General features: G+C 40.5%; 15 protein-coding genes. 1 reads left to right on the top strand and 14 read right to left on the bottom strand.

The window, feature by feature from the left end:
* Window positions 1–167 precede the first annotated feature (167 nt).
* The 7 genes from ACTHOQ_RS08655 to lplA form a co-directional block, all read right to left on the bottom strand.
* On the bottom strand, window positions 168–1718 hold the full coding sequence (locus ACTHOQ_RS08655) for a fatty acid--CoA ligase family protein (RefSeq protein ID WP_440495516.1): 1551 nt from the start codon (window positions 1716–1718) through the stop codon (window positions 168–170).
* A 138-nt stretch (window positions 1719–1856) separates the two neighbouring features.
* Window positions 1857–3791 (bottom strand): FtsX-like permease family protein, encoded by a 1935-nt coding sequence (locus ACTHOQ_RS08650; protein ID WP_440495515.1) that lies wholly within the window; start codon window positions 3789–3791, stop codon window positions 1857–1859.
* Entirely contained in the window at window positions 3763–4536 is a 774-nt protein-coding gene (locus ACTHOQ_RS08645) for an ABC transporter ATP-binding protein (protein ID WP_440495514.1), read from the bottom strand. Before ACTHOQ_RS08645 ends, ACTHOQ_RS08650 begins: the two co-directional genes overlap by 29 nt.
* Window positions 4537–4547: 11 nt before the next feature.
* The gene (locus tag ACTHOQ_RS08640) at window positions 4548–4970 is read right to left on the bottom strand and encodes a hypothetical protein (protein WP_440495513.1); all 423 of its coding nucleotides are present in this window, start codon (window positions 4968–4970) and stop codon (window positions 4548–4550) included.
* A 10-nt stretch (window positions 4971–4980) separates the two neighbouring features.
* Window positions 4981–5964: a sensor histidine kinase gene (locus tag ACTHOQ_RS08635; protein ID WP_440495511.1), complete on the bottom strand. Its 984-nt coding sequence runs from the start codon at window positions 5962–5964 to the stop codon at window positions 4981–4983.
* Window positions 5964–6668 carry a response regulator transcription factor gene (locus ACTHOQ_RS08630; RefSeq protein WP_440495510.1) on the bottom strand — a complete coding sequence of 235 codons (705 nt, stop codon included), beginning with the start codon at window positions 6666–6668 and terminating at the stop codon, window positions 5964–5966. The genes ACTHOQ_RS08635 and ACTHOQ_RS08630 overlap by 1 nt, the downstream gene beginning before the upstream one ends.
* 231 nt (window positions 6669–6899) lie before the next feature.
* Complete coding sequence (gene lplA / locus ACTHOQ_RS08625; RefSeq protein ID WP_440495508.1) at window positions 6900–7892, bottom strand: lipoate--protein ligase; 993 nt, start codon at window positions 7890–7892, stop codon at window positions 6900–6902.
* A gap of 140 nt (window positions 7893–8032) precedes the next feature.
* Here lplA and yhfH point away from each other — a divergent pair, with 140 nt between their 5' ends.
* A complete protein-coding gene (gene yhfH, locus ACTHOQ_RS08620; RefSeq protein WP_008406441.1) occupies window positions 8033–8158 on the top strand; it encodes a protein YhfH in 126 nt (41 codons plus the stop codon).
* Between the two features lie 164 nt (window positions 8159–8322).
* On the opposite strand, the gene ACTHOQ_RS08615 is transcribed toward yhfH, so the two are convergent.
* The 7 genes from ACTHOQ_RS08615 to hemY all read right to left on the bottom strand — a co-directional run bounded on the left by ACTHOQ_RS08615 (window position 8323) and on the right by hemY (window position 16487).
* On the bottom strand, window positions 8323–10509 hold the full coding sequence (locus ACTHOQ_RS08615; RefSeq protein ID WP_440495506.1) for a YhgE/Pip family protein: 2187 nt from the start codon (window positions 10507–10509) through the stop codon (window positions 8323–8325).
* 89 nt (window positions 10510–10598) lie between these two features.
* Window positions 10599–11174, bottom strand: coding sequence for a TetR/AcrR family transcriptional regulator (locus ACTHOQ_RS08610; RefSeq protein WP_440495505.1), 576 nt, complete (start codon window positions 11172–11174; stop codon window positions 10599–10601).
* Window positions 11175–11293: 119 nt separating this feature from the next.
* Window positions 11294–11797: a FixH family protein gene (locus tag ACTHOQ_RS08605; RefSeq protein WP_440495504.1), complete on the bottom strand. Its 504-nt coding sequence runs from the start codon at window positions 11795–11797 to the stop codon at window positions 11294–11296.
* Window positions 11798–11799: 2 nt separating this feature from the next.
* Window positions 11800–13188 (bottom strand): sensor histidine kinase, encoded by a 1389-nt coding sequence (locus ACTHOQ_RS08600; protein WP_440495503.1) that lies wholly within the window; start codon window positions 13186–13188, stop codon window positions 11800–11802.
* Entirely contained in the window at window positions 13185–13877 is a 693-nt protein-coding gene (locus ACTHOQ_RS08595) for a response regulator transcription factor (protein ID WP_440495502.1), read from the bottom strand. The genes ACTHOQ_RS08600 and ACTHOQ_RS08595 overlap by 4 nt, the downstream gene beginning before the upstream one ends.
* Window positions 13874–14764 (bottom strand): YncE family protein, encoded by an 891-nt coding sequence (locus ACTHOQ_RS08590; RefSeq protein ID WP_440495501.1) that lies wholly within the window; start codon window positions 14762–14764, stop codon window positions 13874–13876. The genes ACTHOQ_RS08595 and ACTHOQ_RS08590 overlap by 4 nt, the downstream gene beginning before the upstream one ends.
* A gap of 289 nt (window positions 14765–15053) precedes the next feature.
* The gene (hemY, locus tag ACTHOQ_RS08585; RefSeq protein ID WP_440495499.1) at window positions 15054–16487 is read right to left on the bottom strand and encodes a protoporphyrinogen oxidase; all 1434 of its coding nucleotides are present in this window, start codon (window positions 16485–16487) and stop codon (window positions 15054–15056) included.
* Between the last annotated feature and the right edge of the window lie 4 nt (window positions 16488–16491).

The following is a 16491-nucleotide window of genomic DNA, read 5'->3' as shown; positions in this document are numbered from 1 at the left end:
CTTATTTATTTCGATTTTCGTAATAATACTTTATCATTTTTTATTTGAAATTTCAAAATATAATTAATGATTTGAAGGAAATTCTCCTCCCTGAATGCAGTATTTACATGTACATGTAAAAATCAAAAGAAAAACACCTACTACAAATGCAATAGGTGTTTGAAAGTTTATGCTTTGGCGATTTCTTTTAATGAGCGGCGCAGTATTTTGCCTGTTGTGTTTTTCGGAAGTTCATCTAAAATTTCGATGATGGACGGCACTTTGTATTTCACAATATGCTCAGCACAGTATGCCTGAATATCCGCCACTGTTACAGACGGATCTTTTAATACTACATACGCATGTACTGCCTCCCCGAAATCAGGGTCTGGGAAGCCAACAACCGCCGCTTCTACAATACCTTCATGCGAGAACAATACTTCCTCCACCTCACGAGGATATACATTGTATCCTCCAACGATGATCAAATCTTTTTTGCGGTCCACGATGTAAAAATACTCTTCCTCATCTTTTCTCGCCAAATCGCCAGTATATAACCAGCCATCACGAATGGCAACAGCTGTTTCTTCCGGCATTTTGTAATAGCCCTTCATTACGTTCGGTCCACGTACGATCAATTCCCCCACTTCCCCGGCAGCTACTTCTTCACCATTTTCATCGACAATTTTATTTTCTACATTGACGATGGATTGTCCAATCGAACCTGGTTTACGTTCGCGGTCAATCGGGTTGAAGCATGTTACAGGTGAAGCTTCCGATAAACCGTACCCCTCGGAAATCCGCACATTGAACTTTTGCTCAAAGTTATGTAGTAATGATACAGGTAATGAAGCACCGCCTGAAATGGCTAGACGGATAGTCGAGAATGCAGAAACATCGCCTTCCCCATATTGATACAGGAAATTAAACATCGTCGGCACACCAGCGAATACAGTGGCCTTATATGTGGAGGCAAGCTCAAAAATTTCCCCTGGGCTAAAGCGTGGCGCCAATAAAATTGTCGCACCGCGAGTTAATGGTGAATTTACGACTACAGTCAATGCAAATACGTGGAATACAGGCAATGTTGCAATAATGCGGTCCTCTGTCGTCATTTTTAAATAGTCGCCAATATCTCGTGCATTGGAATATAAATTATTATGTGTCAGCATTGCGCCTTTTGGATGACCTGTCGTACCCGATGTGTACAAAATTATAGCTGTATCATCCGGTGCGACTTCTACAGGATCAATCATGCGTGTCGCTGTAGCAAGCACTTGTGAAAACAGCTTTGATTTTTCTTTTGCCGCATCCGAAAGTGCAGCATACTTTTCGCCGACATCCTGTGCAGTTTCGCAAATGATATAATGTTCGACTTGCGGGAATCTATGCACCCCTGCTTCCACAAGCGGTAATAATAAATCAAGTGCGATAACAACCTTTACATCACCATTTTTAATGATGTACGAAATTTCATCTGCTGTATAAATCGGATTGACCGGAATCGCGACAGCGCCAATACGCATAGACGCATATAGACTAATGATGAAATGTGGTGTATTTCCAAGCAAAAAAGCGATATGATCGCCTTTTTGTACACCCAAATCTTCCAAGGCAGCGGCGAAACGTGCAATCGATTGCTCCAATTCGCCATATGATGTGCCTTTCCCTAAAAAGTAGTACGCTGTTTTTTCTGGTTGTTCGAAAGCTTGTTGTCTTACCTTTTCAACTAAATTCAATACACCCATCCCCTTTATGCGTAAAATGAAAAAATATTCACTTTATTAACATTATAAAATAAGTATATTAATAAAACAATATAAATCTCTCGTTTATCCTTAAATATTGTATTAAAATCATTTTTTCTCTAATCCCTTTCATACGCGTATATGTGAAATATAGCGCCAGCGAATTAAGAAAAAGTAAACAATTTGGATGAGCGCAAAGAGTGTAAATGAAAAGACAACTTCTTTTACGATCGATAAATTCATAACATCCTTTAATACCGTTTGTACCACATAGAACGCAAAAGCGCTATGTACAAAGGCTAATCCCCATGGCAAGAAAAATTGGATAACTAAATTCCGCGTAATAAGCCGCTTTAGTTCTTTGTCGCTTAAACCAATTCTCTTTAACATGTCGAACTGTTTTTTTTCCCGATCCAAGTTTGCATAAATTTTGAAATAAACGAAACTGCCGGATGCAAGTAAAAATACAGCTACTACTAATATACCAACTAGGGTTAACAAGGAATACGTAGCTAATATATAAGAATAATTTAAGCCTGCATTTTCAAAGTAAAATGGCAGCGTATATTCATTATTCAAAATATAATCATGTGCAACCATTTGCTGAAGCCCCACACCTATATTTTCCGTTTCCGTCCAGTTTGGAATATCGAATGTAAATAAGTGATAGCCTGGCTCCACATAAGGTGCCTGTTCAAAATCATTTACTAACTGTTCAAAATCCTCATCGCTAATAATAATCGAATTGCTGCTTATTATTGCCGCCGGAAAAAACATTTTCGGGTAGACGCTATTAATCGTCAAGTCGATATTATTTTCCTTCAGGACTGTTGTGACAACCGTTTCTTCCAATGTATCAATCGAATCTTCCGAATAAGGGATGAACATCGCCTCACCGCTTTTTAAGTTGACGAGCGGATATTTATAGGAAAACAGCAAGTGATTAATATCCGTTTCCCTAAAAACCTCTACTGGATTGGATGTGTAAGAGGATGTTTGGCGCACTACTGTAAAGCGGGTCATATGGTAGCTGATCCCGCTGAATTCTAGCTCTTCAATAAGCGACAATATATGCTCGGTTTCATGCGGGTTATCGATTTCTCCTTTATAAAGGATGCCAATCGGATTGAGCTTGTCATATTGGGATGTGTAGGAAGACATTGCAGACAAAACGCCGACTGTCAAAAATGCGAGTGTCGATACAAGTGTCACGATGAAAAACATCCGGGAATTCACACGCAAAATTTGCACTTGTTCTGCTATCGCCAGCATGCGTGCACGTTTCCAGTAAAATAATTTACGATGTTTCAAACGGTCAATAATATAAAGCGTTGTATCCGTAAAAAAATAGTACGTTCCAAAGGTTACTAAAATCGGGATGAGCAGTGTGTACGTAAAAATGGATGATTTTGTCGTAACGAGTGCCAAGCTATAGCCAAATAAAATTAATACGATGCCTAAAATAGCGCTCCGCTCCGAATAGGAATCTGCGACATCGACATATTTAGGTCCGCGGATCAGCGTGCGGATTTTAATATCGGGACTGAACATCATACTAATAGTAGAAATTACGATAAATGCGCTTAAATAAACAAATAATGTAAGCACAAATGGCTTCCATGATAAATAGAGAGGCAATGCAGTCAAGTTCAAAATTTCCCGGACGATCATAAAGAAAAACTTTGAAAACGCATAGCCAAAAACAATTCCCGAAATACAGGAAAACAAGCCAATTGTCATCGTTTCAATGATGATCAATTTCCCTAGCTGGTTGCGGTCCATCCCAAGTTGAAGCAGGATTGCAAATTCTTTGGAGCGTGTCTCCAAAAAAGCGCGCATTGAGTAAAAAATAAAAAACCAGGAAAACAATACAAGTATTATTTCAGCAATAACCATACCCGCAATCGATACTTCGCCTAAAAATCCGCTTTCGATTTCAGGGTGGAACATGAGCATGGAATAGATGAAAAATACAAAAACGCTAAAAAAACTGGCCATGAAAAACGCAGCATAGTTTCGGAAGTTCCGGAAAACGTTACGGTAAGCGAATTGAAGAAAAGTCACCGACATGTCCCCCCAATAGGCTTAATACATTTAAAATGCGCTGGAAAAATGTTTGTCGCCGATCATCTTTATAAATTTCATTGAAAAACTCTCCGTCTTTTATGAAAATAACACGGTCACAATAGCTAGCTGCAATCGGATCATGTGTCACCATTAAAATGGTCGTATCATTTTCTTTATTCATTCTCCCTAAAAGCTCCAATACTTCCCGTGATGCATTCGAATCCAAATTTCCGGTTGGCTCGTCCGCCAAAACAAGCATCGGTCTATGAATTAAAGCCCGTGCTATTGCAGTGCGCTGCGCTTGTCCGCCGGATATTTCATTTGGACGCTTCAGTAAAATCGGTGCTAAATCAAGTAATTCACTTAAATCATGAAGGCGCTCTTCCATAATGGAGATTGGCTGTTCATCAAGCGTTAATGGCAATATAATATTTTCCTCCACAGTCAATGTCGGAAGCAGATTGAAATCCTGAAAAACAAATCCGAGCTGGCGTCGACGAAAGTATGCAAGCTCCTCGCTATTCAGCTTTTGCGGTTTCATTCCGTTGAATATAATTTCGCCGGATGTGGGCGTATCTATCATTGAGACCATATTCAGCAGTGTCGTTTTTCCGCTGCCGGATGGACCCATAATGGCAACAAATTCTCCCTTCTCCACTTCAAAACTAAGCTGATTTAACGCGCGCTTCGTAACTTTTCCCTCATACACTTTTGTAACTTCTTGTATTTGTAAAATAGACATAGTAACTCCTTTTAGACATATATCTTACTTTCTATCACCCAGGGCAGGACAACTTCGAAGCTAATTTCGATAGTCGGCCCGTCCAAGACTACGGGAACCCGCTCCATTTCGTCCGTCAGCGAAAAACAGTGTTCACCTACTATTACATCCCATCCATCTATTTCCCCTTCAACAATTTCACCGATAATATGGTACTTACCCGCATACATAATAGCGGTATTGTCGTTTACTTGATGGCTTTCCAGATGACTGGGCTTCGACAAGTCAATACCAAGCTCCCCTGCAAATTCAAGTACAGCTGGTTTTAAATGGTTTTCACAAGCTTCGACAAAATTTCGACATTCGTTACTCATACAACGATAACTATTAAATTCAAATGCCATCTTCGTTTTTTCTACATCTACCGCTAATTTCCAGTCCCCGATATGCAGCATAGCGCGCCTCCTATGATTGAAAAATCACTTCTACTTGTGTGCCTTGACCTACTTCTGATTCAATAACGAGCTGATGCCCGAGCTTATCGCATATTTCCTTTGCGATATAGAGCCCCATACCAGTGGATTCCCCTGTTTTCCGGCCATTTTCTCCTGTATAAAACGCTTTCATAACACGGGACAAGTCGGATTTAGGTATGCCGATCCCCTCGTCCCGGATGAGCAACCGTACTTGGTGTTCCTTTTGTTCTGCCGTTATATATATTTTTTTATTCGGATCAAATGTATATTTCACTGCATTTGTAATAAACTGTTCAATTAAAAAATGAAGCCATTTCAAGTCGCTCATGACGATTAAATCATCCGCAATATTTACTTCAGGGAAGACGCGATTAGTTATAAATAGGCGCTTATTGTCATTGACGGTCGCTGTCACTACAGATTTGAGCGATACTTTCGCAATTTGCATATCGTCCGCAAAGTTTTCCAGCCTTGCATGCATCAACACCATCTCAAGCCCTCTCTTCAAACGCTCAACTTCTTCCTGCACGCTTTTTTTATCGAGCTCATCTTCTTGCTGCAGCAGTAGCTCCAATACCGAAACAGGCGTTTTCATCTGGTGCACCCACTGATTCATAAATTTATATTGTCTTGACTGTGTCGCATACAAAGCTTGCACTTCATGCTGATAAAGTTTGTACAGCTCGTTCAAATAGCGTTCTGTCACTGCATATTCCGACGTTTTTGCATTTTTTTGAAGCGCATCTTCCATCGTCACAGGCAGCGCTAAAATTTTTGCCAAATATCGCCGTCTTAACATATAGCGGATGACTAAAAAGGATATAATCAAAAGAATGCTAATAGCAATCGCATAAATGGCGGTATTCGTATTGCGGAAGCCGTCCAGCCAAAATAAAGAAAGCAAAAATAAAGTTAAAGCGACTTGAAAAATGACATAGGAAAGATGCTCCTTGAAAAATAACTTTATCGCCATTACATTTCCTCCGCGCTCATTAAAAAGCGGTATCCCGCCCCGCGAACTGTTTCAATAACGGACGTAATGCCGTAATCCGCCAACTTCTTCCGCACGCGCGTCATATTTACATTCAATGTGTTTTCATCAACAAATGCTTGGTCATCCCATAATTCCTCAAGCAGCTGATCACGGGACACCACTTTCGGTGCCTGGCCCATTAATAACCCTAAAATGATGCATTCCTTCTTTTGCAAAGGGACGACTAGCTCTTTTAATTGAAGTTCCATCCGTTCCAAATATAAAGTGAGCTGTCCTTGTACAATTGTTCGTTCCTCTTGCCTTGTGGAATATTCTCCATATGTACGACGTAAATGACTGCGGATTTTGGCAAGTACAATTTCATAGTTGAACGGCTTCGTAATAAAATCGTCCCCGCCGTTTTCCAACGCAAAAATTTGATCCATCTCACCCGAGCGAGCCGAAATGAATAATATAGGGCATTTCGTATATTGCCTTAACTTCCGGCACCAATAGTACCCGTCATAGGAAGGCAAATTAATATCCAATAAAATAATATGCGGCGAAAACGCTAAACATTGTTCGACTAATAAATCGAAGTCTTTAATCGTTTCAACGTCATATTGGTATTTCCTTAATGTGTCCGCCAATAGAGAGGCGATTTTCGGATCATCCTCAACGATGAAAATTCGATGCTTTTCCATCTGAATGACCTCCTTTTCAAAAAAATTATTTAAAATTTATCTAAATATTTTAAATTATGCTGTTTAAGTACTGCCTCTAATATGGGTGCAAATACACAACCATCTTCAGTGCAGCGAAAAAAACGAAATCCTTTTTCGTTTCTTTCATTGTAACAAAAAAAGGGAGCACTCGAAAATAGGAGCCCCCTCATTGTATTATTCAAATTTTGTTTACGTTTTTTTGCATGGCGCTTAATAAATCAATTGAAGGAAATCCTCCTCTGTAATGCCGCCAAAATAAGTAGGGATATCAATTTCTTTCAGCTTTTCCGCAATCGCCGCTCGATCATATTTCGTTCCAATCAATAATTGTGCTATTTCTTCCACATCGCCTATACCGAAGAAATCTCCGAAAATTGTTGCCTCTTCGATAACTCCTTTATTTACTTCTAAACGAATATCCAAACTGCCTGATGGGAAGCGCTTTGTTTTTTGAATATTAAAGCGCGGCGATTTGCCGTAGTTCCATTCCCATAGCTGATAACGGCTTTCCGAAATTTTGTGGATTTGTTCCCAATCGTCTTCTGTCAGCTCGTAATATTTGATGTTTTCCTCGCCACCGAAAATCGATTTTAAAATTTCCATACGGAACTGTTCAACTGTAATTTTCTCCTGTAGAAAATCAATGATGTTCGCAACACGGGAGCGTACCGACTTAATGCCTTTTGACTCGATTTTGTCCTGTTTTACCTTTAACGAATTCACGACAGCATCAATATCCAGGTTAAACATAAGCGTCCCATGGCTGAACATGCGCCCGCGCGTTGAATATTGCGCATTCCCTGATACTTTTCTGCCTTCCGCCAAAATATCGTTACGGCCCGATAGCTCGGCATTTACACCAAGCTTTGCAAGTGCGTCCACTACAGGCTGCGTGAATTTTTTATAGTTGCTGAAGCTGTTGCCGTCATCCTTTGTTAAAAAGCTGAAGTTCAAATTGTTCAAGTCATGGTAGACCGCTCCTCCGCCGGATAAGCGACGAACAACAATGATTCCGTTTTCTTCTACATAGTCTGTGTTGATCTCTTCTATCGTATTTTGGTTTTTTCCGATGATGATTGATGGCTGATTAATATAAAACAGCAAATAATCATCTTTTTCAATATCCATGTTTTTTAGCACATATTCTTCAATCGCCAGGTTAATGCGCGGATCTGTAATTCCTTTATTATCGATAAAATACATGAGTCTTCACTCCTCCACAAATTGTCCATATTTATTTTAACTTAAATTAGGCATTTTGTGTTGACGAATTAAATCTGTTATAATACAATACGATATATAAACAGAAGTAATATAACAGAAATTTAAAGGAGGCATGCACAATGTTAGAAAACGTAGTGGAATTTTTCAAGAACCTGCCTGATAAAATTTGCGTTCAATGCGGTGACAAAATTGAAGAACAAAGCGAGTGCTACAGCAACAATTGTGATAAATGTAACTCTCTTTAATTCTTTATTCACTGTTTAATTCGCACTATTTTAAAGCCTTCATCTTAGAAAATAGATGAACCTATAATAGCTTACATGAACCGCGAGCCCGCTCAATGCTCGCGGTTTTTTCTGTACTAAAAAAGCATGGATTCAAGGGAAACTCGAATCCATGCTTTTTCTTTCTATGCTTCTGTATGATGTTTTGAATAGCGTTTTTTATGAAGCAATGCAAAGTAGCCGAACGTGATTGCCAAGCATGAGAACATTACTGCACCTAAAATCGACCAGTTGAACATCAGGAATGATGTATCGCCAGTTGAAATGGCTGCTTTAAAGCCTTGCACAGAGAATGTCATCGGTAAAATCTTGTTGAAGAAATGCAATTGCTCTGGCACTAGCTCAATTGGGAATGTCCCCGCGCTTGTCGTTAATTGAAGTATTAATACGACGATGGCAATAAATCGTCCTGGATCGCCGAACAACGATACTAATAATTGAACCATCGCTAAAAATGTAAAGCTTGTTAAAATCGTTGTAATAATAAATTGCGGCATGCTGTTGACCTCAAGACCGAGGCCCCAAACTACAATGGCAATCGTAATGAAGGATTGCACTAACCCGACACCGATTAATACTGTTACTTTACTTGCAAACCAGCTTGCACCGTTTTTCGGGAGAATGGCTGGTTCAACAAATGGGAACACAATCGAAATTAATAATGCCCCAACGAATAGCCCCAATGAAATGAAGTATGGTGCAAAACCTGTACCGTAGTTTGGTACATGGTTTACAGATTCTTTTTCGACTTCCACTGGTGAGCCGACCATATTGTACGTATCTTCAGTTGGGTTGACATCTACTTTGTCACTTGCTTCTGTTAACTTTTCAGATAATGTTGTCGTACCGTCCTTTAACTCTTTTGTGCCATCCACTAGAGTTGTTGAACCTTGCGCCAACTCACCTGATTTTTCAGCTAATAAGCTTGTGCCATCATTTAACTTATTCGAACCATCTACTAATGTGTTCAAACCTTGCGCTAATGAATTCGCACCTGTTGCCGCACTCGATGCACCTTTGCTCAATTCATTTAATTTTCCTGCAATTGTTGTGTTGCCTTCTGTTAATGATTTAGCTCCTGAAACAAGCTGTGCCGAATTTTGCTGTAATTGTGCAACACCTGCATTTACTTGTTGTTGTCCTGCATTTAATTTATTCGCGCCTTCACTGATCGCCGCGATTTTATCGTCTAACCCATTTGTGCCTTCATGTAACTGGCCTAAACCACCGCTTACCTCTTTACTGCCAGCCTGCAACTGTGCGAGCGCTGTTTTTAAAGCTGCTTGGTTTTCTTCTGGCAGCATTGGAAGGATTGCCTCTAATTGGCTCGCCAATTGATCCATTCCTCCTGCTACACTTGCTGAGCCATCTGCCAATGCTTTCACTTTATCATCAATATTAGCCGTACCTTGTGTTAGCAACTTCAAGTTTTCAGCTAAGCTCGCTTGGCCTGATGTAATTTCCTTTTGACCATTGGCTACTTGAGCTACACCATCTGTATAGCTCTCAATGCCTTGCTGCATTGTATTTGCGCCATCTGCAGCTGATTTTGCTCCTGCTGCCAATTGGTTGCTTCCGTCAGCAATTTTTGCTACACCTGTCGCTAATTCATTTGCGCCTGCCGCAGCATTTTTCGCCCCGGCTGTTAATGTGCCGGTTCCGTCAGAAAGTTCAACAGAGCTTGATGCCAATTGCTCTAAATAGCCTTTTAGCTCATCCGCGCCATCCGCCAATTTTTTTGCGCCCTCATCTAATTTGCCGGCACCATCCGCCGCCTCAACAAAACCGTCACCAAGCTGTGTGATGGAATCAAATAATTTTTCAGCATATGTTGCCGAAACTTGTGTGTTCACTTCCGCTTTAATACGGTCCATTGCTGTTTCACCGATTTGTGCGCTTAAAAAGTTGAAGCCTTCATTCGGAATATAATCAATTACTAATTTTTGTGGCGCATCATCCAATAATGTTGTTGCGTGCTCCGAGAAATTTTCCGGAATTTTAATTAAAATATAATATTTTTGATCTAATAATTGTTGCTCTGCTTCATTCGCGTCCACTTCTTCAAATTGGAACTGCTCACTATCTATAAGCTTGTCGACCAATGTTTGGCCGAGTTCCATCGTTTCGTCATCCATCACAGCTCCTTTGTCTTCATTGACAATGGCAACTGGCATGCTTTCCAAATTGGCATATGGATCCCAAAACGCCCATAAAAACATCCCGCTGTACATGACAGGAACAAAAAGAACGGCAATGACAGAAATAAGCATTTTTCTTGTTTTAAAAATCTTAAGCCATTCTGCTTTTATCACACTAATTCCCTCCTTAAAAACTATATGACTGAAAACGTCAATTGGTCATTTCACTGTAAAAAAGAAACCACTTCACGTGGAAGTGAATATTACTTTTTCTTTGCTAAACCACGGAAAATGGTCTCGCTGAATAATGTCAAAATTTCTTGTTCGTTGAGTGGCTCATTATGCGTCAACTGCCAATCTACAATAAAAGCTAAATACGATTTAAACAATAAAAAGGCTACATGCTCAGCGTTACAGTCAATAATCTCATCTTTTTCGATGCCGTTGCGAATTCGCCTTGAAACATATGAAATGATTTCCGACTCGATTTTTAATAGCATTTGCTGTACTTCCGGTGTTCCCAGCGCTGTTTCCTCTTCTATTAGTTTGGCAAATAGTAAATGGCGCTCGCGGAATTGCAGCATTTTCATCAACGCTGTATGGGCATTTTTCATAAAGCTTGCATTAGCGTCGATTAATTGATCTGTTTCGTGTTTCATTTCATTGATCAAATGAAATACCACTTCTTGAAAAAGCTCTTCTTTATTTGTGAAAAAAGTATAAATTGTCCCTTTCCCAACATTTGCGATTTTTGCGACTTGTTCAATCGTTGTCGCTTTATAGCCAAATAACGTAAAGGATTTTGTTGCAGCAAGCAAAATTTCATGTCGACGGTCCATAAATCCACCTCCTCATAACAAATGCGATTTTTATAATTTCTTCTAAAACAAAAAGTGACCGGAAGACCAATCCGGTCATCCAGTCATTATTATACACCGTTCTTTTCATTTTGCAACAATTAATGATCATGTTCTTCATCTTTTTTTTCGTCTTCATGTTCACCATGTTCTGAACCGTGTTCCATTGAATCCGAACTTGTATCTTCCAGCACTTTGCTCATATCCGGATTGCCGACAATGAGCTTTTTCTTTGGCATCACATGCATACCGCGCGCCGTTGTGTGTGCAAACATATAATATACTCCATCATGATCGAACGTATATTCAGCGATATATACACCGTCTTCAGTCAGCTTCCCTTCCAGCATTTCGCCATCATCCCGAAGACCTGACTCCCATACTTCAAACATTACTTCCTTCGCATCATCCACAGCTTCCGCATTTTGTGTAACATGTGCAGCCAGCTGAACCGATTCTCCTACATTCAGCTCTTCCGCCGTTTGAATATCCACTTCCACGAATTCAGGCACTTCCGCTGTGTCCAATGTTTCAACTTCCTTTTCGTCCCCACAGCCAAATAATAAGAACGGTACTGCTGCTGCACTGTATAACCATTTTTTCATCATTATTCCTCCATTAAAGGGAGCGTTATAAAAACGGATGTCCCTTCACCTAATTTGCTTGCAATTTTTAAATTTCCTTTATGCTGTTTAACAATTTGCTCGACAATCGATAATCCGAGACCGCTGCCCCCGTCTGAACGACTCCGGGCTTTATTGACGCGATAAAATCGCTCCGTCACATGCGGCAAATCTTCGGATGGGATTCCTATGCCATAATCGGTGACTGTCAATACGGCTTGTGACTGTACGATGTCCGACTCAATGATGATGTTTGATTGTTCATATGAATAATGAATCGCATTTTCAATAATATTAATGAATACTTGCTTGAGCTTTTCCTCATCGCCAATGACAATAATATCTTCGTTTAGTCGCAGCACCAATTTTATATTTTTTGCTGTCACTTTTTGACTTACTAGACGAAGTGCATCACGAATTGTTTCGGCGAGCACGAGCATGTCGTATTGCGCTTCCTGCTGTACATTCTCTTTTCGTGCAAGCTGCATAAGCTCATTCGTCAATCTTTCCATCCGTGCTGCTTCTCTCACGATTAATTGGATGGCTTCTTCACGCTTTTCCTCCTCAATCAACCCTTTTTGAATGGCTTCGCTATAGCCTTTCACATAGCTGATCGGTGTGCGCAGTTCATGCGAAACCGTTGCCAAAAAGGATTTTTGCGCTTCGTCATCCCTTTGGATTGCATCGGCCATTTGGTTGAAGGCCGATGATAAATGGCCAATTTCATCATTTAATGAAACGTTGACCCGCACATCGTAATCGCCTTTTGTCATTTGATTTACCGCTTGATGCAAATTTTCCAACGGCTGTAGAATTTTTCGCATTCCTTGATATACGAAAAATGCAGCGACAAGCAAAAACATAATCGCCCCGGTACTAAGCAAAATCACCTCTTCTTTTGCCAGCTCCGAAATTTTTGCAAGCGGATAATATAGATAAATGATCCCTTCTAATCGGTTTTGATCGGTAAAAGGCAAAATCACAGATATAATCTGACGTTCGAAGCGTTCTTCATAGCCTATTTTCGTTATGGCTTTTCCTGATAGGAGCTGCTGACGCTCATCGGTCCCGATCAAAGCATCATAATCAATTTCAAAAGGCACACATGCGCTTAGCTCGCGCGGATTGCGAACGGCAAATATTTCGATATTGGAATAAGCGGCAAATGCTTCAATATCGGCGATGAGCTCTTCCGACACTTTTCCGCCGGCATATTTTGCTTGGAGCTTTTCACCTGTTTCAATCATTGTCGCTTTCGTATCTTCCACATATAGCTGTTCATACAGAAAATTCGTAAATATGTACATAAAAATAACTGTAGCACTTAAAAATAGGACAATCAGCAGCCACAGCTTTGAGGATAATTTTTTCATGTCCTGTACTCAAAGCGATAGCCTACACCCCATACTGTTTGAATGTATTCACTCGCGTCTTTCGATTTTTTGCCTAGTTTCAGCCGCAATGTTTTAATATGTGTATCAACAGTACGTGTCCCACCCACATAATCGCCATCCCAAATACGCTCCAAAAGTTGTTCACGTGTATAGACAATTCCCGACTTCAGCATAAACAAATGCAAAAGCTCAAATTCCTTTAAAGTCAAAGTCACCGCTTCCTGATTGACATATACCTTGCGCGAAACTTCATCTATTTTTATGACCCCGCATCGCAAATAATTGATTTGGGGTTGTTCACTTGCGACACCTGCCCTTCTTAATACCGCAAAAATCCGTGCGGCAAGCTCATCGCCGGTGAACGGTTTCACGATATAATCATCACCGCCGATCATGAGTCCCTTAACTTTATCTTCATTTGCATCCCGGGCTGTCAGAAAAATAATCGGGACAGCAGCCATCGCCTGTATCGCTTCACAAACAGCAAATCCGTCTTCTCCCGGCATCATTACATCAAGCAATACTAAATCAACCTGGTGCCGCGACAATATAAAATACGCTTCAGCACCGCCACCTGCATGCAATGTATGAAAGCCGGAATTGCGCAAAATGACATCGATCAGATTTCGCATGTTCTCTTCATCATCCACTATTAAAATGGTCGTCAATGCCTATCCCCCCTTACGAGCAATTGAAAAGGACCTTTATATGTTTGGACTTGCTTCCGGACTTCGCCATCCGCTAAAAAATAAAGTGTATGGTCGTCATATCCCGCAACAACCGTCTTATCCTGAAATTGGGTGACCGCAAATGGATTCGCTCCAATCTCCCGCTTCCACAAAACATCCCCATCCAGCGTCACACGATAAATCATATTTGAGCCATGACTCGATATGACGACATCACCCTCTGCTTGCGAAAAAGCAATCGGCATAAGCGGCAGCAAAATCTTATTTTTTAATTGCCCTGTAGCCATATTATATACTTGAACGAACTCATTCGGTTTATTTCCTTTTCCATGACCGCCTACCCATAGCTCTTGACGTTCTTCTGCTATAAACAGTCCTTGTGAGGAAGACAATATAGACCACTCATCCACCACGTTTAAGCTTTCTTTATGAACGACTGATAACACCGTGTCCTTATAATTTACAACATATAAACAATCATGCGCCGAGACCATGGACATCGGATAATTGCGGAGTTTCACTTTATTCGCAAGTATTCCTTTATCCGTATAGCTGGCGAGTTCATTCGTTTTCCCGTTTGTCATAAATAAACGGCTTGTCATTTCATCATAGTATGCATTTGTCACACCGGCCCCTACATCAATAGAACGAACAAACTTACCGGACGAAAGCTGTACAATATCCGCTTTTTCCAATTGATAGCCATATAATACCACATGGTCAAAGCCGATTAATGCTGCTCCTGTATAGCCCTTCTCAAAAGGCCAGGTCGCGATTAATTCCCCGGAATTGTCATAAAACGTAATAGATGGCTGTATAATATTTACGGATGCAACAAAAGGCTGGTGCGGATTGATTTCTTGCAATCTTTCCCCACTGCAGCCTGCGAGCAGAAAAATTATGCAACAAAGAAAGTAGATTCGAGTTCTTTTCATAGTCATTGCACCTCACCAAATAGCGTACTAAAAAAATGTGAAATTTGCATGAAAGGAATAGGGAAAATTTGTGAACGGCTAAAGGTATAAGAGCTCAAGCAAATTTGGCGCGGGCTATATATGATCCCACCGACCATGCATTCCCTGCACACAAAAAAGCTGCATTAAAAGCAGCTTCACTTTTAATACAGCGTTTTCGTTCAATTTGACTATTGAAATATTATATCGCTAATTTAGATTCGACTAATTGGTTGATTACTTTTTCAGCAGCATCTTTCCCTTGCAGCACACAGTCCGGAATACTGATTCCCTCATAGGAACTTCCAGCCAAATAAACATGCGGAAATTCCTTATAAAACTGTGCCTTCATTGTCGACATGCGTGCTTCATGACCGATTGTATATTGCGGCATTGCTTCTTTCCAGCGAGCGACTACTGTCAATAATGGCTGTGTATCTAATCCGATTGCTCTTTCCAAATCCTGCAGTACAATTTTTTCAATTTCACTATCCGATAGCTCCACGATTGATTCATCGCCGACACGACCGATATATACTCTCAATAAGTCATGGCCTTCAGGAGATACATTATCCCATTTCCGGTGGCTCCATGTGCAGCTTGTAATTGCAAAATCACTGTTGCGGGAGACAAAGAAATTAAGTGCATCTTCATACTTTTGCATCGAGCCCTCTTCAAAAGCCATCGTTACGGTTGCTATTGTCGCATAATTCATGTCTGGAACTTGTTGCATAATTTCCGAATCACGGAAGATTTTTTTCGTCACATTGAACGGTGTCGTGACGACTATTTTATCTGCCTGAATGGATGTACCATCATTCAGTTCTATCAGTTGTGTATGCTCACTTTGATTTTCGATGGAATTCACTTTTAATCCTTTTAGAATTTTTACATCTGTCAAAGAATTTTCCAGTGCCTCGATTAATGATTCCAATCCGTCTATAAATGATTCGTAATGAATTTCCCCCGGCGTATCCACTAGCGCATAAATCCCTTTTCCTGTTTTTTTCATGCCGATCAGTAAGCTGCGGTAATCTTTTTCCAGCTGATAAAATTGCGGAAACATCGACTGCATGCTTACATGGTCGACATCACCGGCAAATGTGCCTGCCAACACTGGCTCGACTAGATTTTCTACAAGCTCTTTTCCAAAACGTCTGCGGAAAAACTCGCTAATCGGTTCGTCTGCTTCATGCGGCAGTTTCGGTAAAAATAAATCTCCCGCTGCTCGCAGCTTACCGATTACAGATAGGACATTCGATTTTATAAACGGAAAGATTTTAGGTGACCCCCCGAGCAAAAGATTACTCGGTATTTGGTGCAGCTTGCTACCAACTGCGATGAAAGTTCGACCATTATTATTCTGAATCATTTCATGTTCGATATTTAAATCACGTGCCAACTTACGGACACTGCTACCTGTATCAAAAAACGATTCAGGCCCACGTTCGATAATATATCCATTTTTGCGTACAGTATGGATTTTACCACCTAAACGTAGTGACGCTTCGATTAACACGATATCCAACGGTAAATTATGCGCCTTCGTTTTTTGCTGTAAATAGTATGCCGTCGTCAAACCAGTGATTCCACCGCCAACGATAACAACCTTTCCCCTTTTTAAAGTCACCTTCATCATC

It is taken from the genome of Solibacillus silvestris (assembly GCF_051967575.1).
GTDB lineage: Bacteria > Bacillota > Bacilli > Bacillales_A > Planococcaceae > Solibacillus > Solibacillus silvestris_B.
Note: the sequence above shows the minus strand (reverse complement) of the source record. Positions and strands in the feature narration are given on the sequence as shown.

What these genes read in the sequence shown, in the direction of transcription:
- ACTHOQ_RS08645 (WP_440495514.1), bottom strand. Translation starts at nt 4,536, where the DNA reads ATGTCTATTTTACAAATACAAGAAGTTACAAAAGTGTATGAGGGAAAA.
- ACTHOQ_RS08640 (WP_440495513.1), bottom strand. Translation starts at nt 4,970, where the DNA reads ATGCTGCATATCGGGGACTGGAAATTAGCGGTAGATGTAGAAAAAACG.
- ACTHOQ_RS08635 (WP_440495511.1), bottom strand. Translation starts at nt 5,964, where the DNA reads ATGGCGATAAAGTTATTTTTCAAGGAGCATCTTTCCTATGTCATTTTT.
- ACTHOQ_RS08630 (WP_440495510.1), bottom strand. Translation starts at nt 6,668, where the DNA reads ATGGAAAAGCATCGAATTTTCATCGTTGAGGATGATCCGAAAATCGCC.
- lplA (WP_440495508.1), bottom strand. Translation starts at nt 7,892, where the DNA reads ATGTATTTTATCGATAATAAAGGAATTACAGATCCGCGCATTAACCTG.
- yhfH (WP_008406441.1), top strand. Translation starts at nt 8,033, where the DNA reads ATGTTAGAAAACGTAGTGGAATTTTTCAAGAACCTGCCTGATAAAATT.
- ACTHOQ_RS08610 (WP_440495505.1), bottom strand. Translation starts at nt 11,174, where the DNA reads ATGGACCGTCGACATGAAATTTTGCTTGCTGCAACAAAATCCTTTACG.
- ACTHOQ_RS08605 (WP_440495504.1), bottom strand. Translation starts at nt 11,797, where the DNA reads ATGAAAAAATGGTTATACAGTGCAGCAGCAGTACCGTTCTTATTATTT.
- ACTHOQ_RS08600 (WP_440495503.1), bottom strand. Translation starts at nt 13,188, where the DNA reads ATGAAAAAATTATCCTCAAAGCTGTGGCTGCTGATTGTCCTATTTTTA.
- hemY (WP_440495499.1), bottom strand. Translation starts at nt 16,487, where the DNA reads ATGAAGGTGACTTTAAAAAGGGGAAAGGTTGTTATCGTTGGCGGTGGA.